The following is an 18,848-nucleotide window of genomic DNA, read 5'->3' as shown; positions in this document are numbered from 1 at the left end:
GCAGGCGGCGCCTATCGCGCCTATCGCGCCGTCTGCTGCCGCTGCGCCTCCTGCGCCTTCATCTGCAGATACGCGCTCCGCTCGACCTCGTGCAGTTGCTGCGGATACTGCTCGGTCGCGTCGAACCAGCGCGCGAAGCGCTGGTCGAGCGGCTTGTCGAGCGTCGCGAGATACGCGTCGATCGCTAGGTAGTAGCGCATCGTGTTGCGCTCCAGCAGCCCGCGCACGCCGCCGATGTATTGCGGCTGCGCGGCCGACGCACCGCTCGCGAGCGTGAACCCGACCTTGTCGCTGCCGATCGTCGCGAGGTAGGTCTTCATCGCCATGCGGCCGACCGTGCCGAAGCCATACGCATACGTCAGGTGCAGGAACGTGCGCGACGCGCCGACCGGCACGGCCTCCAGCGCGATCCGGTAGTCCTTCGTGCCCATCGGGCCGCTGTCGGCGCTCAGGTCGACCTGGAAATAGTCGGACGTCGCGGCGGCCACGCGATAGCGGAACTGCACGCGATAGGTCTCCGACAGCTTCTGCTCGACCTTGCGGCCGAGATTCACGTCGAGCACCGGGCCGTTGCTGCCGGCCGATGCATGACAATACTTCGTGTTCAGGTGCAGGATCAGCACCGCGCACCAGTTCGCGGGGCCCTGCGCGGGATCGTCCAGCTTGCCGCTCACGACCGAGTACGGATAGTCGACGACCGCGTAGATATCGCCCTTCAGCGATGACGAAGCCTCGGACGATTCGAGGTACAGCGGACGATGGAACGGGTTGTTCTTCAACTGCTCGCCGAGGCTGTGATAGCGGTCGAGCAGCGCCGCGCCGCCGTTCGCGCCGAACGACAGCGCGCTCCAGCCCAGGCATAAGGCCGCAACGAGCGCGCGCCATGCGCGGCGCGCGTCGCGCGGGGCTTGCGGATCTGAGGACGTCTCCATTCGTGTGCTCCAGCGGGAGGCGCAGTGCGTGCGCGCATGGACGGAATACGCCGATCGCTATCGGCCCCGTTTCACCGGCACCGGCAATTGCGCGGCAGTGATCCGGATCAGCGTCGACAACCATTCGCGGTCATCCCAGCGCTCGCCTGCAATGACCAGATGCGGCTTCGCTGTCGGATACGGCGGCGCTTCCTCGCAGATGCCGAGAAACGCACGCCCATCGGGCGTCGGCTTGACGAACAGCCGATCGTCGCAGACCAGCGCGACCATCTTGCCGTCGCAGTAGACCCCGTATTCGCCGAACATCTTGCGGGCCGACACCGTGCCGGCCGCGGCCATCTGCTCGACGATGAAATCGACGGTTCCCTGACTCGATGCCATCCGCCCGCTCCGTTGTCGAATAAACGTTCTGACCGTCACCGATGCGGTGTCGTTCCGTTCAATTCCCGCGCAACCGCTCGCGCGCCGCGCTATTTGTCTGCCGAAAACGCGCTCGACATCTGCCGCGCCCGCTTCACATCGTCCCCGTGCAGATAGATCGACGTCGTCGAGATCGACGCATGCCGCAGGTTGTCGCGCACCGTCGTCAACTCCGCGCCTCGCGCGAGCGCATGCGTCGCATGCGTGTGCCGCATCCAGTGCGGGCTCGCCTGCCGCAGCTTCTGCGCGAGCGCCGGGTTGTCCTCGTCGACGAGCGCGGCCGTCTGCGCGAAGAAGCGCTGCATCACCTTCCACAGCCGCACACTCGTGATCCCGGCCGCACCGTCTTCCGCGAGGCTCGCGATCAGCGGCGTATCCGGGCGCCAGCGCACCGGCGTCACCGGCAGCCGCCGCGCGACCAGATGACGATCGAGCGCCGTGCGCGCGAGCGGCGGCAGCGCGACGCGCGCGGCCTTGCGGCCTTTGCCGATCACCTTCAGCCACGCATCGCCGTGCGCGTCCGTCTCGATGTCGCCGAGCGTCGCGCCGACCAGCTCGCTCGCGCGCAGCCCGGTCGCGTAACCGAGATCGAGGATGAAGCGCAGCCGTTGCGCGGCGGCCGGCGTCCAGCCTGACTGCGGCGCGCTCGACGACGTGTCCTTGCGGAACTCGAGCCCGTCCGCGATCGTGCGCACGAGCAGCCACTCGCCTTCGGTGAACGCGTGCGACGTGTCGAGCGCATTCGCGCCGCGCGTGTCGCGCACCTTGACGCCCGCGAACGGATTCGCGAGCAGGTAGCGCTGCTCGATCAGCCAGCGGAACAGCGCGCCGAGCACCGACAGCGTGTACGCGGCCGAACGCGCGGACAGCCCGCCCGAGAACGGCCGCCAGTCCGGCGCGCCGCGCGGCCGCACCGGGCCGACCCAGCGCGCGTGCGGCGTCGGGCTGCGCAAGAACGCGCGATACGCGACCGCATCCTCGGTCGTCAGCGACGACAGTGCGCGCCCGCGCTCGACGATCGCCCACAGGATCAGCCGCTCGGCCTCCTTCCGGTACGCACGCCGCGTCGCGGCCGATTCGTGCAGCGACAGCCATGCATGCACGGCCGCGTAATCGTTGTCCGCGTCGAGCGTGCTGGTCGCGCGCGGCGCGCGAAACGTGCCGGCCGACCCGTCGACTTCGTGCGGCAGCTTCAGGTGCTCCCACGGCACGATGCTGCCGCGCGGCGTGGCGGCAATCAGCGCGCGGGCGCGCTCGGTCAACTCGGGATGCGCGGCGAAGAACGCTTCGACGTGCCGCGCGCTCGCCACGCCGAGCCCCGCGATCGCGCGCCACCATTGACGCCGGCGCGGAATCCGCACGGTCAGGTCGGCCAGCGTCGCGATCCCGTGCGCGCGCAGCGCGACCACCGCCCGCGCGGGCAGCCACAGGCCGACGTCGTCGCTGATCTGCGGCACCGGCGCTCGCGCATGACGCAGCATGCCGATCGCCTCGGCCATCGCCCTGGCCATCTGCGTGCGTTCGCCGTCGGCATGACCGAGCTGCGCCGCGAGATCGGGCCGCCCCGCCTGTCGCGCGACGCGCACGAGGCGGCGGCGAATGCCGCCGATCACGCCGCGCGCCGAGCGCCCATCGCCAAGACGACCGGGCAGATAGCGCTCGACCGCCCGGCGCACGGTCATGCCCGCGTACCACGCGCGCAACGCGGCCAGTTCGTCGGCGTCGGGAAAGCCTGCGGGCGCAGGCGCGGAGTCGGAGGAAGGCGGCGAAGCGAGGCGCGGTTTCATGGGCGCCAGTTTGACAGAACTGCGCGCGGCAGAAAACGCCTGCGGGACGGTGAAACGCAGGCGAAACACCGGCGCGATGCCGGACACATCCGGCATCGCGCGAACCCGTCGAACGGAAACGGTCAGCCCACCACGGGCGTGCGCCGCACTTCGGACAGGTAGATGAGGATCAGCGACACCCACACGATCCCGTACAGGAACATGAAGCAGGTCGTGCGCACGCGCAGCAGGTCGAGCAGCGCGCCGAACAGGATCGGCAGCAGGAAACCGCCGAGCCCGCCCGCGAGGCCGACGATGCCCGTGACGACACCCATGTTGTCCGAGAAATCGTCCGCGACGTACTTGAAGGTCGACGCCATCCCGAGCGCGAACACCGCGCCCAGCACGAAGGTGAGCGCGACGAAGCCGGCAACCGGCATCGCGACGTTCAGCGTCGCGGTGCCGTCGATCGTGTGGATCACGAAGTCGGTCGCCGGATACGACAGCAGGAACAGCGCGATCCATGCGACCCACAGCCCCCACCACGTGACCGCATGCGCGCCGAAGCGGTCGGACAGCGCGCCGCCGAGCGCGCGCAGCACGGAGCCCGGCAGCGAGAAGCCCGCCGCGAACGCCGACGCCATCACGAGCGACATCCCGTATTCGCTTTTCAGGTACTGCGGGATCCACAGCGACAGCGCGGTGAAGCCGCCGAACGTGATCGAGTAGTACTGGCACAGCCGCCACACGCGCGGATCGCGCAGCACCTTGAACGATTCGAGCCACGAGCCGCCGCGCTTGCCCGCGCCCGGATCAGGCGCCGACGCGAACCAGAAGATCACGGCCGTGACCAGCAGCGCCACCGCGTACACGCGCGGCACGAAGCGCCAGCCGTATGCATCGAGCAGCAGCGGCGTGACGAACAGGTTCACCGCCGCGCCGCATGTGCCCGCGCCGAACACGCCCATCGCGAGACCGCGCCGTTTCGGCGGGAAAAAGCGCGCGACATACGGCGTGCCGACCGCGAACGATGCGCCGACGCAGCCGAGGAACAGCCCGATCGCGAGGAACTGCCAGAGCTGCGTCGCGTAGCTGACGATGTAGACGGGAATCGCGCACACGACGAGCAGCACCGTCATCACGATGCGCCCGCCGAAGCGGTCGGTCCACGTGCCGAGCGGCAAACGCATCAGCGCGCCGGTCAGCACCGGGGTCGACGTGAGCAGCCCGAACTCGGTGCTGTTCAGGCCGAGATCGGTGCGCAGCTGCACGCCGAGCACGCCGAACATCATCCACACGACGAAACACACCATGAACGCGAGTGTGCTCGCGGCCAGCACCGACCACGCGCGCAGCGGGATCGCCTGCGAATCCGCGGCCGACGCGGCGTTACCTTGTCGAATTGCCATACGCAAAACCCCGTTTCATTGGACCAGCGGCCCGTTCGCGCCGTCGAAGCTCACGCCTTCGACCCGCGCGCCGCCCGCGAGTATCGCCACGTACTGCCGCATCGCCCGCTGCCGCACGCGCTCCGACAGGTACGCGGCGATCTGGCCGGCCGCTTCGTCGAACGGCACGGCGTCGCCCGGCACGCGGCGCTCGATGCGCACGATGTGAAAACCGAAACGCGTGTTGACGAGTTTCGGCAGCACGCCGATCCCTTCCGTATCAAACAGCGCGGCCTCGAATTCCGGCACGGTGTCGCCGCGCAGCAATTGCCCGAGGCTGCCGCCGACCTGCGCCGACGGGCAGTTCGACGCGGCGCGCGCAACGGCTTCGAACGTATCGGGCGCGGCGACCACGTCGGCGAGCGCGCGTTCCGCGCGCTGCCGCAGCGGCGCGAGCGGCACGCGGTCGGTCACCGCGAACAGCACGTGGCTCGCATAGACGATGTCGTTGCGGCGAAAGCGCGCCGGATGCTGCGCGTAGTAGCGCTCGCAATCGGCGCGATCCGGTTCGGGCACGTGCGTGAGCTCGCGTTCGAGCAGCGCGTCGACCGCCGCATCGCCGAGCGGCACGCCTTCTTCGATCAGCGCGAGCGACACCGCGCGTTGCCGCAGCAACTCGCGCACCGCGAGCGCATGCCGGGCCGCGTCGAGCGGATCGGGGGCATCGTCGTGATGCTCGGCTTCGGCCGCGATCGACGCCGCGTCGATCTCGACATCGTTGACGATCAGCGGCGCCGTCGCGACTTCGGAGAGAACGTCGTTCATGCCGCCTCCTCAGCGCTTGCGCACGAGTTGATACGGCCGGATCAGGTACGCGACCGATGCGATGCCGCTCCAGATGTGCACCATCCGCGTGAACGGCGACACGAGGAAGATCGTGAAGCCGAGCAGGATATGCAGCCGGTACGTCAGCGGCACGCCGACGAGCAGGCTCGCGATGTCCGGCCGGAACGTGACGACGCCCTTCACGTAGTCGGTGAGCTGCTCGAACATCGCGCCGTCCATGTGGCGCGTCGACAGCACGACGGTGCCGAGCCCGAGCGCGAGCTGCACCCACAGCATCAGCACGATCAGGATGTCGGACTTGCGGCTGTTGTTGCGGATGCGCGCGTCGCCGAGACGACGCCAGATCAGGATCGTCAGGCCGATGATCGCCGCGACGCCGGCCGTGCCGCCCGCCACCATCGCGACGAGCTGGTGCCCGGACGCCGACAGGAACGGCGACACGAGCCAGTGCGGCGCGAGGAAGCCCGCGAAGTGCCCGAGCACGACGACGAGGATGCCCCAGTGGAACAGGTTGCTGCCGAGCCGCAGCATCCCGTGGCGCAGCAGCTGCGACGAATCGCTTTTCCACGTGTACTGATCGCGGTCGAAGCGGATCAGGCTGCCGATCAGCAGCACCGCGAGACAGATGTACGGGTAGATCCCGAACAGGAACTGATGCAGGTAAGCGTTCATGTCTTTCCCCAGTTGGGCCCGCGCTTACGCGCCGCGGGCCGGCCGCTTGTCGTGGAATCGCACCGTCTGCTCGGCCGGCGTGGCCGCGCCGACGAAGCGCACCGCTTCATCCGCATACGACGCGTCGAGCGCGCGGTAATCGTCGGCGCTCGGCCGCTCCGCGGCGACGTCGTCGTCCGCGGCGGCCGGCGCGTCGACCGGCGCGAGGCCGGCCATCGGCAGCAGCGCGCCGACGACGAAGCTGTAATGACTGCCGCGCTGCGCGAGCTGACCGGCCAGCGCGCGCAGGATCTCGCCGGTTTCGGCAAGCAGGTTGCGCGCGTCGGACGCCGGCAGCCGCGACAGGTATTCGAGGAACACGGGCAGATAGTCGGGCAGCTCGCCCGGGTTCAGCGCCAGCCCGTGCCGCTCGTACATCTGCAGCAGATCGACCATCGCCTGGCCGCGATCGCGCGATTCGCCATGCACGTGTTCGAACAGATGCAGCGACGTCGCGCGGCCGCGATCGAACAGCGCGACATAGTTCTCCTGCAACGTCAGCAGGTCGCGCTCGCGCACGTACGCGAAGAACCGGTCGAGACCCGCGCGCACCGCTTTCGGCACGCGCGCGCGTTCGCGGAGGTGGTCTTCGATCGAATCGAGCACGTCGACGAGCGCTTCGCCGGGATAGTCGAGCAGCGCCGCGAACGCCGCATAGGTCGGGTCGGGTGCGTTGCTCATCGGGATGCCTCGTGGATCGGAATCGTCTTGCTGCCCTTCTTCGGGCTGAACAGGCTCGCTTCGGAACGGCCGTCGGAACAGCCGTTGCCGAACGAGAAGCCGCACGACGCGCGCAGGTCGTACGCGTTCTCCGCATACTCGCGATGCGTCGTCGGGATCACGAAACGATCCTCGTAGTTGGCGATCGCGAGGTAGCGGTACATCTCCTCGACCTGCGCGAGCGACAGTCCGACCTGGTCGAGCACGCCGCGCGCGTCGACGCCGTCGACGTGACGCGCGCGCATGAACGCGCGCATCGCGAGCAGCCGCTCGAGCGCGAGCTTCACGGGCGCTTCGTCGCCGGCCGTCAGCAGGTTCGCCAGATAACGCAGCGGAATGCGCAGCGATTCGACGTCCGGCAGGTAGCCGTTCATCCCGAGCGCGCCGCTGTTCGCGGCCGAGTTGATCGGCGACAGCGGCGGCACGTACCAGACCATCGGCAGCGTCCGGTATTCCGGATGCAGCGGGAACGCGATCTTCCAGTCGATCGCCATCTTGTAGGTCGGCGAGCGCCGCGCGGCGTCGATCCACGCGGCCGGCACGCCGTCGCGCTCGGCCTGCGCGATCACGGCCGGGTCCTCGGGATCGAGGAACAGCGACAGCTGCGCTTCGTACAGGTCCTTCTCGTTTTCCGCGCTGGCGGCTTCGCTGATCCGGTCTGCGTCGTACAGCAGCACGCCGAGGTAGCGGATGCGGCCCACGCAGGTTTCCGAACACACGGTCGGCTGGCCGGCTTCGATCCGCGGATAACAGAAGATGCACTTCTCGGCCTTGCCGCTCTGCCAGTTGTAGTAGATCTTCTTGTACGGGCATCCCGACACGCACATGCGCCAGCCGCGGCACTTGTCCTGGTCGATCAGCACGATGCCGTCTTCCTCGCGCTTGTAGATCGAGCCCGACGGGCACGACGCGACGCACGCCGGGTTCAGGCAGTGCTCGCAAAGGCGCGGCAGATACATCATGAAGGTGTTCTCGAACTGCCCGTAGATGTCCTTCTGCACGTTCTCGAAGTTGTAGTCCTTCGCGCGCTTCTCGAACTCGCCGCCGAGGATTTCCTCCCAGTTCGGCCCCCACTCGATCTTCTCGAGCCGCTGGCCGCTGATCAGCGAGCGCGGGCGCGCCACCGGCATCGCGCGCGTGTTGCCGGCTTCCTGCAGATGGCCGTAGTCGAACGTGAACGGCTCGTAGTAATCGTCGATCTCGGGCAGATGCGGGTTCGCGAAGATCTGCGCGAGCAATCGCCACTTGCCGCCGAGACGCGGCTCGATCTTGCCGTCGGCGCGCCGCTGCCAGCCGCCGCGCCAGCGGTCCTGGTTCTCCCAGTCCTTCGGATAGCCGATGCCGGGTTTGGTTTCGACGTTGTTGAACCACGCGTATTCCATCCCTTCGCGGCTGGTCCACACGTTCTTGCAGGTCACCGAGCAGGTATGGCACCCGATGCACTTGTCGAGGTTCAGCACCATCGCGATCTGTGCACGTACTTTCATGACGTTTCTCCAGCGCGAACCGCGTATTGCGTGGTGGGGTCGACCGCGGTTTCTTCTCCGTCGAGCCAGTCGATCTTGCTCATCTTGCGCACGATCAGGAACTCGTCGCGATTCGAGCCGACCGTGCCGTAGTAGTTGAAGCCGTACGACAGCTGCGCGTAGCCGCCGATCATGTGGGTCGGCTTCAGCGCGATGCGCGTGACCGAGTTGTGAATGCCGCCGCGCGTACCGGTGATCTCGGAGCCCGGCGTGTTCACGATCTTCTCCTGCGCGTGGTACATCATCACCATCCCGGACGGAATCCGCTGGCTCACCACCGCCCGCGCGCACAACGCGCCGTTCGAGTTGTAGCACTCGATCCAGTCGTTATCGACCACGCCGATCGCCTTCGCGTCGTCCTCCGACATCCACACGATCGGGCCGCCGCGCGACAGCGTCAGCATCAGCAGGTTGTCGGTGTAGGTGCTGTGGATCCCCCACTTCTGGTGCGGCGTCAGGAAGTTCAGCACGCGCTCGGGGTTGCCGTTCGAGCGCTGGCCGACCATGTGCGCGTAGCTGCCCGTGTCGACCGGCGGCTTGTACGCGCACAGCGACTCGCCGAACGCGCGCATCCACGGATGATCCTGGTACAGCTGCTGACGGCCCGTCAGCGTGCGCCACGGCACCAGCTCGTGCACGTTCACGTAGCCCGCGTTGTACGACACGTGCTCCGATTCGATCCCGCTCCACGTCGGCGACGAGATGATCTTGCGCGGTTGCGCCTGGATGTCGCGGAAGCGGATCTTCTCGTCCTCGCGCGCGACGGCCAGATGCGTGTGATCGATGCCCGTGATGCCGGACAGCGCGCGCCATGCCTTCACCGCGACTTCGCCGTTGGTTTCCGGCGCGAGCGCGAGGATCACCTCGGCCGCATCGAGCGCGGTGTCGATGCGCGGACGGCCCTGCGCGGCGCCGTCGGCGACCTTGTAGTTGAGCGCGCCGAGCAGCTTCACTTCGTCCTTCGTATCCCAGCCGATGCCCTTGCCCGCGTTGCCGAGCTTGTCCATCAGCGGGCCGAGCGACGTGAAGCGCGCGTAGGTGTTCGGATAATCGCGCTCGACGGTGATCACCGCCGGCATCGTGCGGCCCGGCACCGGCTCGCATTCGCCGCGTTTCCAGTCCTGCACGTCGAACGGCTGCGCGAGCTCGCCCGGCGTATCGTGCGCGATCGGCGCGAGCACCACGTCGCGTTCGACGCCGAGATGCCCGTCGCACAGCTCGGAGAAGCGCTTCGCGATCCCCTTGAAGATCTCCCAGTCGCTCTTCGATTCCCACGCGGGATCGACCGCCGCCGACAGCGGGTGAATGAACGGGTGCATGTCGGACGTGTTCATGTCGTCCTTCTCGTACCACGTCGCGGTCGGCAGCACGACGTCCGAATACATGCAGGTGGTCGACATCCGGAAGTCGAGCGTGACGAGCAGGTCGAGCTTGCCGCGCGGCGCTTCGTCGTGCCACTTCACTTCCTCGGGCCGGGCGCCGCCCGTCGCGCCGAGATCCTCGCCCTGCACGCCGTTGGTCGTGCCGAGCAGGTGCTTCAGGAAATACTCGTGGCCCTTGCCCGACGAGCCGAGCAGGTTCGAGCGCCACACGAACAGGTTGCGCGGGAAGTTGTCCGGGGCGTCCGGATCCTCGCACGCCATCTGCAGCGTGCCGGCCTTCAGTTGCCGCGCGACGTCGGCGCTCGCCTGGGCGGGGTCGCCGAGGGTCGCGCCGACCTTCAGCGGATTCACCGACAACTGCGGCGCGGACGGCAGCCAGCCCATCCGTTCGGCGCGCACGTTGTAGTCGATCGGCGCGCCGTGGAATTGTGTCTTGTCCGCGAGCGGCGACAGCAGCGCGCTCGGGTCCATCGTGTCGTAGCGCCACTGGTCGGTGTGCGCGTAGAAGAACGACGTCGCGTTCATGTGGCGCGGCGGCCGGCTCCAGTCGAGCGCGAACGCGAGCGCGGTCCAGCCCGTCTGCGGACGCAGCTTCTCCTGGCCGACGTAATGCGACCACCCGCCGCCCGGCTTGCCGATGCAGCCGCACATGATCAGCATGTTGATGATCGCGCGGTACGACATGTCCATGTGGAACCAGTGGTTGATCCCCGCGCCGATGATCACCATCGACTTGCCTTGCGTCTTGTGCGCGTTTTCCGCGAACTGCCGCGCGACCGAGATCACGTCCGCGCGCTTCACGCCGGTGATCGTTTCCTGCCAGGCCGGCGTGTACGGCAGATCGTCGTCGTAGCTCGCGGCCACGTCGCGCCCGCCCAGCCCCTGGTCGAGCCCGTAGTTCGCGACGAACAGGTCGTAGACGGTCGCGACCAGCATGTCGCCGTTGCGCGTCGCGATGCGCCGCACGCCGATCCGGCGCGACAGCTCGGAGGCGTGCTCCGTCGACTTGAAGTGCGCGTGCGGCTGGTTGCCGAAGTACGGAAACAGCACGTCGACGACCTCGTCGTGCGCGGCCGTGCACGACAGCCGCGGCGACAGCGCCGCGCCCTTCGACGTTTCGCCGCGCAGGTTCCACTTGCCCTTGTCGGCGTCCGCCTGCTGCCCCCAGCGGAACCCGACCGAGCCGACCGGCACGACGAATTCGCCGGTCGCGTCGTCGATCGTCACGGTCTTCCAGTCCGGGTGTGCCGCCTCGTCGAGCGCATCGTCGAAGTCGGACGCGCGCACGAGGCGCTCGGGCACGTAGCCGTCGCCGTGCGGCACGAGGCGCACGAGCGACGGCATGTCCGTATAGCGCTTGCAGTAGTCGATGAAGTAGTCGCTCTTCCCGGCGAGATGGAACTCCTTCAGGATCACGTGGCCCATCGCGAGCGCGAGCGCCGCGTCGGTGCCCTGCTTCGGGTGCAGCCACAGATCGCCGAACTTCGCGCCTTCCGAGTAGTCGGGGAACACCGACACGACCTTGGTGCCGCGATAGCGCGCCTCGACGAGGAAGTGCGCGTCCGGCGTGCGGGTCTGCGGGACATTCGAGCCCCACATCATGATGAACGTCGAGTTGTACCAGTCGGCCGATTCCGGCACGTCGGTCTGCTCGCCCCAGGTTTGCGGCGACGCGGGCGGCAGGTCGCAATACCAGTCGTAGAAGCTCAGGCACACGCCACCGATCAGCGACAGGTAGCGCGAGCCTGCCGCATACGACACCATCGACATCGCCGGAATCGGCGAGAAGCCGACCACCCGATCGGGGCCGTGCCGCTCGACCGTGTAAACGTTTGCGGCCGCCACGATCTCGTTGACCTCGTCCCAGCTCGCGCGCACGAAGCCGCCGAGCCCGCGGCGGCTCTGGTACGCATGCCGCGCGTCGTCGTCCTCGACGATCGAGCGCCACGCGTCGACGGGCGCGAGCGTGCGGCGGCGTTCACGCCACAGCTTCACCAGTGCGCTGCGCACCATCGGATGCTTGAGCCGGTTCGCGCTGTACAGATACCAGGAATACGAAGCGCCGCGCGAACAGCCGCGCGGTTCGTGGTTCGGCATGTCGGGGCGCGTGCGCGGGTAATCGGTCTGCTGGGTTTCCCAGGTGACGATCCCGCCCTTGACGTAAACCTTCCACGAGCACGAACCCGTGCAGTTCACGCCGTGAGTCGATCGAACGATCTTGTCGTGCTGCCAGCGAAGCCGGTAGCCGTCCTCCCATTTCCGGTCCTCGTCCGTGACGGCGCCGTGTCCGTCGGAGAAGCTCGGCCTCGTGGTGGAGAAATAACGCAATCTATCCAGGAAATGGCTCATGGGGATCTCGTTTTTCCGGTCTCTTGGCAGACCCTGATTATTTAAGGAGGCGAAATACCGGTTGTAAAGGACGATCGGATTTCGCCTGTTCCGTCCGTATTCGTTTCTTTCGTCCGGATCGAGGGAATTGTCTTTCGGATCAACATATCACGGCTTGATACAAATCACGAGATCGTTCGCCCGTGCGCAACAACTTGAAATGGGGACCGACTGAGCCGTATCCCCCGCTATGCTGCGCGCGGGAAGGTGCTTTCCCGGTCCGCTCCGCGGGTATCCCCGAGCATCGAAACGTTGGGCGGCGCCCGTGTCGAATCGCGCTGAACGACCCGGCGGTTTCCATCGAAAATGACCGGCCATGGCGCGCCGTTCCTAGAAGACTGCGCAACGCATTCGATGCATTACCGGCCATCGGTCAATTACACATTTACAGATAAAACCGCATTCATATGACATCGCGCTTTTTCGCCGCATGCATTGCCGCCGCCATCGGCTGCGCCGCGCTGCCCGCGGCCCACGCCCGCACCTGGCTCGCGCCGGCGGCGTCGCTCGGCAAAGGCGCTTACGTTCATCGGTTCGTGCTGCGCGACCCCGTCACGCACCAGCCGCCGCCGAATGCGCGATACCGGCTGTTCCTGCCGGGCCAGGTCATCGCGGGCCTGCCCGTCAAGCCGGGCCAGCACGACAGCGTGATCTTCGGCACGACCGATGCCGCCGGGCGCACCGTCCGGATCCGTCTGCCGACATCGCATCCGCAAAAGCAATGGGTGTTCAACCCGATCATCGGCGAAGGCGACCTGGGCGAATCGTTCCGGCTGGTCGGCCCGTCCGGCGACACGCCGCTCGGCAGCTTCCCGTACGTACTGGATGTCGAGCATGAATATCTGGCGTGCGGCTACTCGGATGCGAACGGCTACACGTACTACGTGCAATCGCGCACGCCGCGCAACGTCAATCTCCATACCGGGATGCTGGGCGGATCGGCAGCGCACTGCGGCAACAGATCGTCGCCAAGCTGCTGTCGCTGGCGATCGCGCAACGCGACGCCGGCCGCGTGGCTGCCGTGCTCGACCTCGGCGAGATTCCCGACAACCGCCTGAACGACATCGGCTACCGGCTCGTCGACGCGGGCGTCGAAGTCGATCGCGGGCTGGCGATGATCGACGCGCATCTCGCGCAATCGCCGGACGATGCGTATGCGCTCGACAGCAAGGGCTGGGCGCTGTATCGCCTCGGCCGCAACGACGAAGCGCTCGCGTGGTTCGACCGCTCGATCGCGATCTTCGCGAAGGACGACGACGGCGATGCGCGCGATGCGCGGGCGACCGGCCTGACGCACAAGGGGGAAGTGCTGTGGAAGCTGGGGCGGCAGGATGAAGCGCGCGATGCGTTCGCGCAGGCGCGCAAGATCGAGCCGCAGAATGCGGAGCGGGCGGAAACGTTGAAACGGCTGAATGTGCCGGCTGGCCCCGAGCGGGCGGCGGCGTCCGATGCGCGCGGCACGTAACTGCGCACGTATCGCACGTATCGTGCGTATCGCGTCACCCTTCGCCTTTCGGCCCCGGGTTGAGCATCACGACAAAGCCGGCCACGCCGACGATCAGCGCGATCGCGCCGCCGCGCAGCGCGACCGGATTATCGAACAGCAGCCCGCTCACCACGGCCATCATCCCCGTGAGCGACACGAACACGGCGATCGCCGCGACGACGATCCGGTACTGGCGACGTATCATCGCGCACCCGCCGCATCAGGCCGCAGCGGCGGCGGCCGGAACGTCGGCATCGTCGCCGCGAATCAGCAGCACCGGGCAGTTCGAGCCGCGCAGGAAACGCTCGGCGACGCTGCCGAGCAGCACGCGCCGGAGCCCGCGCCGCCCGTGCGTGCCGACCACCGCGAGATCGATCCCGTGTTCCTTCACGTAGCGCTGCAGGCGCTCCGCGACGTCCTCGCCGATGCTTTCGGTCTCGACGAGCTCGGCTTCGCCCTTCGCGCCGGCCAGCGCGATGATCTGTTCGGCTTCGCGCAGCACCTTGATGCCGTCCTCGCGAATTTCCTCGACGAGCGCATGCGGGTCGAAACGGCCGGCATACGTGAACAGCACCGACTTGTCGACCACGTACACGACGCTGACGTGCGTGTCGCCCGCCAGCGCCACCTTCACTGCCTCGGCCAGGGCCTGCTTCGACGAAGCGCTGCCGTCGACGGCCACCATGATCTTCTCGTACATGCGAACCTCGCTGGGGTGAGTTGCCGCGCGCGGGAGCGCGCGACCCTGTCACCATCATCGGCGGGTGGCGGGTTTGGACCTTGACGACGATCAAACCGGGCGGCCGTCCGGCCTGCGACCCGCTGACACGGACAGCGGGTCGCGCGCGGCAGCGGCGTCGGACGTCGCCGCGCATCGGCACACCCGCCCGTACCGTCAGTGCACGCGCGGCGCGCGATACCGGTTCCGGTCGAACCCGCTCGCCGCGAACCAGGCACCGGCTGCCGCGTCGACGTTCTGCCCGGCGAAAGGCTGGACCGTATCGGGCTCGGCGCCATGGCGATAGTTCGGCCCGGCGAACTCGGGATCCGCCGCATAACCGAAGTACGCGTTGCCGCTCCACACGATGTTCGCGTAGCTGCCTTGCGGATTCTTCGTCCGGAAGATCGCGCCGCTGTCCGATGCGTTGTAGAAGCGGTTGCCTGTCACCTGGAACGCGTTCGCGTAGCTGAGGTTCTCGACGATCGGCGTCACGAGGCCCGGCGTGCGCGTGATCACGACGTTGTCGCGCACGACGGAGTCGGCCGACCCGGCGGCGGAGATGATACGCCGCTTGTCGTTCAGGCTCAGGTTGTTGTCGACGATCGCACCGGTTTCCTGCGCGACGTGACCCAGTCCGTCGGATCCGCATCCACAGAACAGCATCAGCCCGCCATCGTTGTCGTGGCTGAAGTTCGCGGTCACCCGCGTATTGCGCGTGCCGAGATCCGCGTCGAACGCCATCCCGTCGCCGGCCTCGATGTTGTTCTGGAGCCGCACGCCGTTGACTTCGTTGTAGCGGAACAGCGCGTCGTCGGTGTTGATCGCCCACGCACCGGCACTGTTGCCCGGCGCGCGCATCCAGATGTCGTACAGGTGGTTCGCCTCGACGACCGGCGCGGTTGCGGTGCGCACGATGATGCCGTCGCCGCCGACGTTGTGGATCAGGTTGTTGCGCAACACGACGCGCGTCATCGGCAAATACTCCGACGCGGCCTGCGTGGCCGGGTTCGTGAGGTACGCCGGGTTGCCCTTGTACGGCGGATAGTCGCCGCACGGCGCGCCGCCCACGCGGCACATCCATGCGGAGCGGGTCGACAGCGCGACCGCGTCGACGTTGTAGATCTCGCTGTTCTCGACCGCGATGTCGTCGAAGCCGGTCGGCTTCTCCTTCGTGCCGACCACCTCGTTGTCGCGCGTCACCTCGAACAGCATCCCGCCCGTCGTCTTGTACGAGCCGACCGTATTGCCGGCGACGTCCTGCAGATAGCCGCGAACGTGATGCACGTACACGTCGTCGACGTGATAGTGACTGCCCGTGCCGTAATCCTCGAGCCGCACATACAGCCCGAGGCGCCCGCCGGGCGTCGTCGCGTCGTTGGTCAGCTCGAGCGAGCGGATGTCCCAGTACTGCGTGTTGTACAGATAGATGGCCGCGCGGTTCACGGTCGGGTTGTCCGACTTGCACAGCGAGTAATAGCCGCTGAATCCGCTCGCCGTCTTGTGCTGCTCGGTGAGCGACTGGTCGGGGTCGGTCGCGGCATCGGTGCAGCCGGCCGCAATGACGGGCCGCGGCGCTTTCGGATCGCCGTACGCGTCGACGACGATCGGCGCACCGGCCGCGCCCGTGCTGCCGGCCGCCGGTGAAAAACTGCCGTAGCAGGTCGTGCCGCGCTTGAAGCGCACATGCGTGCCGGGTGTGAGCACGATCCGGTTCAGCGTGGCTAGATCGTCGACCGGATGGGCCGGCGTGCCGAGCGTCGCGGGCGAGGCTTTCACGTTGCCGCTCCCATTCCCGTTTCCGTTACTGCCCGACGAGCAATCGACGTACAGCGTGCCCGGCGTCGCGCCGGCCTGCTGCCCCGCAGCGGGCGCGGCAGCCAGTTGCTGCCCCGTGACTGCCGCGCCGTCCGGCGATTCTCCGCCGCCGCATGCGGCAAGTGCGCCGACGAGCGGCGCGACGACCATCTTCCAGTGTTTCAACGTGAGTCTCCCGAAATGTTGCATGCGTTATCCGGCACCGGATCGACTGCCTGTCGATCGTCGTGCCGCCCACCCAGTGCGGCAGCCGGTTCGTCGAGACGAACCGCCGCCCCCTCGCTTGCCGCCGCCAGCAGCCCCGCCCGCTCGGCCAGCACCCACAGGCCGGCCGCCGCCGCGCCGTCGATCGTATCGACGGGCGGCCAGCCGAACAGCGTGGCCGCGTGCCGGTACCGCGCGCACAGCGCGGCGTCGCCGATCAGCATCGGCCGCGGCGCATCGGCACCGGGCGCGCCGGCCGGCCCGTCGCCTTCGGCGGCCAGCCCCGCAAGCTCGTGGCCGATCAGCACGCCCGACAGGTAATCGGCCTGCTCGTGCGGCGCGAGCTCGCCGGCCAGCAGCCGCGCGCGGCTGCCGAAGATCGTCGCGAGCAGCCCGGTCGCATGGCCGGCCTGCGCGGTGCGCACGCCACGCTCGAACGCCGCCTCGACGAACGCCGGCGCCGGCCGCATCGTGCGGCCGAGCAGGCTGTGCGTGCAGAGCAGCGCATACAGCTCGCCCGTCATGAAAGTCCGGAAGCGCTCGATCCGCGAGCCGCGCACCGCGACCCACTTCGAATGCGTGCCCGGCAGGCCGATCCAGCGCGTCGCGGCCGCTGCATGCGCGGCGCCGCCCGCGTGCAGCGCGCCGACGATCTGCGTCTCTTCCCCGCGCATCACGTTCGCGAGCTCGCCGCGCTGGATCAGCCCCGGCACGATGTGCACGGCCGCGCCGCGCCGCGTGCGCACCGCATGCAGCGCGGCGCCGAGCCGGTCCGCGTCGATCGGCACGTCCGCATACGGCGTATCGCGCCAGCCCTGCGCGCTGCCGACCATGCCGGCCGCGACGACCGGCAGCGCCGGCCACGCATCGAGCCACGCGCCGCACACGTCTTCGAACGCCCCATCGCACGCATCCGCGATCGCGACCTCCGCGCCGCCGATCTGCATCACGCCCTTGGGCGCGGCGCGCGCGTCGAGCACCATCCGCGCGTCCGCCATCAGGTACGCGCGCAGCGACGTGGTGCCCCAGTCGAGCGCGATCAGGCGCGGCGGATTCGATGGTTCTCGATGTCGCTTGCTTGCTGCTTGCATAGGATTCCTCTATTTGACGTATGCGATTTGCCGTACGGTTCCGTATCGATCAGAAGAGCGTCTCGATACCGGCGTAAACACCCGTCTGGCCATGCCCCGGCATCGGCGACGCCCCGAGTCCGTTGCCGTTGCCGAGCCCCGGCGACTGCGGGTTCACGCCCAGGTTCGCATTCGCGCTGTTGAACACGTGCGCGGCGGTTGCATACAGGAACGTGCGCTTCGACAGGTCGTACATCGTGCCGAGGCCGATGATCGTCGAGCGCCCTTCGCCGCTGTGATCGGCGGTCCACTTGCCCGCATCGATCTTCATCGAGTAGACGGCGCCCTGCAGATGCAGGAACGGCGTCGCGTCGTAGGTCACGCCGCCCCAGTAGTAGTTCGCGGTGCGCGACAGGCCGGCCGGCGTGTCGGGTGCGCTGTAGCGCGTGTAGCCGAGCTGCACCAGCGCGGGGCCGAAGCGGTCGCGTACGCCGATGAACGCCTCCTGCGACGCGGTGAACAGGTTGTCCTCGCGGCCGTACTGGTTGCGGATCTCGTTCCAGATCGCGCGCACTTCGAAGTCGCCGTGCGTGTACGCGAGCGTCGCGCCGTCGGACAGGCCCGTGGCGTTCACGTTGCCCGTCGAGCCGCGCAGCCAGCCGTCCGAGCTGTTGCCGAGGTTCGCCTGCAACGCGAACGAGAAGCCGCCGAACTTCGGCGACTCGTAGCGGATCCCGTTCGACAGCTTCGGCCCGTTGCGATACGACGTCAGCGACTCGACCGAATAGTTTTCCTCCAGCAGCGGATCGTACGACCAGATGTAGCTGTTGATGAACGACCCCTGCCCGAGCCGCAGGAAGCCGTAGCGCTCGTTCTTCAGCCCGACCCACGCGCCGCGCTGGAACAGCACGCCGCCGCCGTAGTTGCCGTTCGCCGCGTTGATCGCCGATTCGAGCCAGAACACGGCCTGGTTGCCGCCGCCGAGATCCTCCTTGCCCGTGAGGCCGAGGATGCTCGTCCCCCAGTCGTTGCCCTCCGAGAAGCGCGAGCCCGTCGAATGCGGGCCGTTCTGCACGCCGCTCAGGTACTGCACGTCGCCGCCGACCCGCCCCCATACCGTCACGCTCGATTCGGCCTGCGCCGCGGCGGGCACCGCCAATGCGAGCGCCGCGATCCACCCATACTGTCGCATCAAGATCTCCTCCTTGTTTTCGTCTGAATTGGGAAAGCGCTTTCCCGTCACGGCAAAAAAATTTCGCGGCGGTTGTCGAGCGTCGTTTTCCGATACGTTTCGAACGGAATGCGCGCGTGCTATGCTCGCGAAAAGGGAAAGCGTTTTCATTGTCGGTGTGCGATGGCGCTTTTTCAAGAAAATTCTGGCCCTCCAAGGGATACTACCGAGTCCGGCCGCGCGGCATGCATCCAGCATTGCCGCACGGTCGCCGCCGTCGGCGCGCATGCTATGCTCGCCGG

General features: G+C 67.8%; 16 protein-coding genes. 2 read left to right on the top strand and 14 right to left on the bottom strand.

Annotation, left to right across the window (positions count from 1 at the left end; translation table 11 throughout):
• Positions 1-20: 20 nt before the first annotated feature.
• From BME24068_RS18640 to BME24068_RS18600, 9 genes are all read right to left on the bottom strand, one after another.
• The gene (locus tag BME24068_RS18640) at positions 21-932 is read right to left on the bottom strand and encodes a hypothetical protein (RefSeq protein WP_174926965.1); all 912 of its coding nucleotides are present in this window, start codon (positions 930-932) and stop codon (positions 21-23) included.
• A gap of 57 nt (positions 933-989) precedes the next feature.
• The gene (locus BME24068_RS18635) at positions 990-1,313 is read right to left on the bottom strand and encodes a TfoX/Sxy family protein (protein WP_098553782.1); all 324 of its coding nucleotides are present in this window, start codon (positions 1,311-1,313) and stop codon (positions 990-992) included.
• An 89-nt stretch (positions 1,314-1,402) separates the two neighbouring features.
• Positions 1,403-3,139, bottom strand: coding sequence for a site-specific integrase (locus BME24068_RS18630; RefSeq protein ID WP_174926964.1), 1,737 nt, complete (start codon positions 3,137-3,139; stop codon positions 1,403-1,405).
• A gap of 122 nt (positions 3,140-3,261) precedes the next feature.
• On the bottom strand, positions 3,262-4,527 hold the full coding sequence (locus BME24068_RS18625) for an MFS transporter (RefSeq protein ID WP_174926963.1): 1,266 nt from the start codon (positions 4,525-4,527) through the stop codon (positions 3,262-3,264).
• A 15-nt stretch (positions 4,528-4,542) separates the two neighbouring features.
• Positions 4,543-5,331 (bottom strand): peptidylprolyl isomerase, encoded by a 789-nt coding sequence (locus BME24068_RS18620; protein WP_174926962.1) that lies wholly within the window; start codon positions 5,329-5,331, stop codon positions 4,543-4,545.
• Between the two features lie 9 nt (positions 5,332-5,340).
• Positions 5,341-6,024, bottom strand: coding sequence for a respiratory nitrate reductase subunit gamma (gene narI, locus BME24068_RS18615; protein ID WP_174926961.1), 684 nt, complete (start codon positions 6,022-6,024; stop codon positions 5,341-5,343).
• A gap of 24 nt (positions 6,025-6,048) precedes the next feature.
• Positions 6,049-6,744 carry a nitrate reductase molybdenum cofactor assembly chaperone gene (gene narJ, locus BME24068_RS18610; protein WP_174926960.1) on the bottom strand — a complete coding sequence of 232 codons (696 nt, stop codon included), beginning with the start codon at positions 6,742-6,744 and terminating at the stop codon, positions 6,049-6,051.
• Positions 6,741-8,270, bottom strand: coding sequence for a nitrate reductase subunit beta (narH, locus tag BME24068_RS18605; RefSeq protein WP_174926959.1), 1,530 nt, complete (start codon positions 8,268-8,270; stop codon positions 6,741-6,743). Before narH ends, narJ begins: the two co-directional genes overlap by 4 nt.
• A complete protein-coding gene (locus BME24068_RS18600) occupies positions 8,267-12,040 on the bottom strand; it encodes a nitrate reductase subunit alpha (RefSeq protein WP_174926958.1) in 3,774 nt (1,257 codons plus the stop codon). Before BME24068_RS18600 ends, narH begins: the two co-directional genes overlap by 4 nt.
• A 446-nt stretch (positions 12,041-12,486) precedes the next feature.
• On the opposite strand from BME24068_RS18600, the gene BME24068_RS35050 reads away from it, so the two are divergent.
• The gene (locus BME24068_RS35050; protein WP_239007987.1) at positions 12,487-13,137 is read left to right on the top strand and encodes a hypothetical protein; all 651 of its coding nucleotides are present in this window, start codon (positions 12,487-12,489) and stop codon (positions 13,135-13,137) included.
• Positions 13,092-13,544: a tetratricopeptide repeat protein gene (locus tag BME24068_RS35045; protein WP_244110682.1), complete on the top strand. Its 453-nt coding sequence runs from the start codon at positions 13,092-13,094 to the stop codon at positions 13,542-13,544. The genes BME24068_RS35050 and BME24068_RS35045 overlap by 46 nt, the downstream gene beginning before the upstream one ends.
• 34 nt (positions 13,545-13,578) lie before the next feature.
• On the opposite strand, the gene BME24068_RS18590 is transcribed toward BME24068_RS35045, so the two are convergent.
• The 5 genes from BME24068_RS18590 to BME24068_RS18570 all read right to left on the bottom strand — a co-directional run bounded on the left by BME24068_RS18590 (position 13,579) and on the right by BME24068_RS18570 (position 18,567).
• A complete protein-coding gene (locus BME24068_RS18590; RefSeq protein WP_096508537.1) occupies positions 13,579-13,770 on the bottom strand; it encodes a DUF2964 family protein in 192 nt (63 codons plus the stop codon).
• A 15-nt stretch (positions 13,771-13,785) separates the two neighbouring features.
• Positions 13,786-14,265 (bottom strand): universal stress protein, encoded by a 480-nt coding sequence (locus BME24068_RS18585; protein ID WP_096508538.1) that lies wholly within the window; start codon positions 14,263-14,265, stop codon positions 13,786-13,788.
• 195 nt (positions 14,266-14,460) lie between these two features.
• Complete coding sequence (locus BME24068_RS18580) at positions 14,461-16,266, bottom strand: right-handed parallel beta-helix repeat-containing protein (RefSeq protein ID WP_174926957.1); 1,806 nt, start codon at positions 16,264-16,266, stop codon at positions 14,461-14,463.
• Positions 16,263-17,396 (bottom strand): 2-dehydro-3-deoxygalactonokinase, encoded by a 1,134-nt coding sequence (locus tag BME24068_RS18575; RefSeq protein WP_096508540.1) that lies wholly within the window; start codon positions 17,394-17,396, stop codon positions 16,263-16,265. Before BME24068_RS18575 ends, BME24068_RS18580 begins: the two co-directional genes overlap by 4 nt.
• Before the next feature lie 49 nt (positions 17,397-17,445).
• A complete protein-coding gene (locus BME24068_RS18570; RefSeq protein ID WP_096508541.1) occupies positions 17,446-18,567 on the bottom strand; it encodes a porin in 1,122 nt (373 codons plus the stop codon).
• Positions 18,568-18,848: the final 281 nt, after the last annotated feature.

Origin of the sequence: Burkholderia anthina (genome assembly GCF_902498995.1) — a bacterium.
GTDB classification, from domain to species: domain Bacteria; phylum Pseudomonadota; class Gammaproteobacteria; order Burkholderiales; family Burkholderiaceae; genus Burkholderia; species Burkholderia anthina.
The sequence above is the reverse complement of the archived record's forward strand: the minus strand, read 5'-3'. Positions and strand labels throughout refer to the sequence as shown.

Excerpts from the sequence above, each read along its gene's own strand:
- BME24068_RS18640 (WP_174926965.1), bottom strand. The coding sequence starts at position 932 with ATGGAGACGTCCTCAGATCCGCAAGCCCCGCGCGACGCGCGCCGCGCA.
- BME24068_RS18635 (WP_098553782.1), bottom strand. The coding sequence starts at position 1,313 with ATGGCATCGAGTCAGGGAACCGTCGATTTCATCGTCGAGCAGATGGCC.
- BME24068_RS18630 (WP_174926964.1), bottom strand. The coding sequence starts at position 3,139 with ATGAAACCGCGCCTCGCTTCGCCGCCTTCCTCCGACTCCGCGCCTGCG.
- BME24068_RS18625 (WP_174926963.1), bottom strand. The coding sequence starts at position 4,527 with ATGGCAATTCGACAAGGTAACGCCGCGTCGGCCGCGGATTCGCAGGCG.
- BME24068_RS18620 (WP_174926962.1), bottom strand. The coding sequence starts at position 5,331 with ATGAACGACGTTCTCTCCGAAGTCGCGACGGCGCCGCTGATCGTCAAC.
- narI (WP_174926961.1), bottom strand. The coding sequence starts at position 6,024 with ATGAACGCTTACCTGCATCAGTTCCTGTTCGGGATCTACCCGTACATC.
- narJ (WP_174926960.1), bottom strand. The coding sequence starts at position 6,744 with ATGAGCAACGCACCCGACCCGACCTATGCGGCGTTCGCGGCGCTGCTC.
- narH (WP_174926959.1), bottom strand. The coding sequence starts at position 8,270 with ATGAAAGTACGTGCACAGATCGCGATGGTGCTGAACCTCGACAAGTGC.
- BME24068_RS18600 (WP_174926958.1), bottom strand. The coding sequence starts at position 12,040 with ATGAGCCATTTCCTGGATAGATTGCGTTATTTCTCCACCACGAGGCCG.
- BME24068_RS35050 (WP_239007987.1), top strand. The coding sequence starts at position 12,487 with ATGACATCGCGCTTTTTCGCCGCATGCATTGCCGCCGCCATCGGCTGC.
- BME24068_RS18590 (WP_096508537.1), bottom strand. The coding sequence starts at position 13,770 with ATGATACGTCGCCAGTACCGGATCGTCGTCGCGGCGATCGCCGTGTTC.
- BME24068_RS18585 (WP_096508538.1), bottom strand. The coding sequence starts at position 14,265 with ATGTACGAGAAGATCATGGTGGCCGTCGACGGCAGCGCTTCGTCGAAG.
- BME24068_RS18575 (WP_096508540.1), bottom strand. The coding sequence starts at position 17,396 with ATGCAAGCAGCAAGCAAGCGACATCGAGAACCATCGAATCCGCCGCGC.
- BME24068_RS18570 (WP_096508541.1), bottom strand. The coding sequence starts at position 18,567 with ATGCGACAGTATGGGTGGATCGCGGCGCTCGCATTGGCGGTGCCCGCC.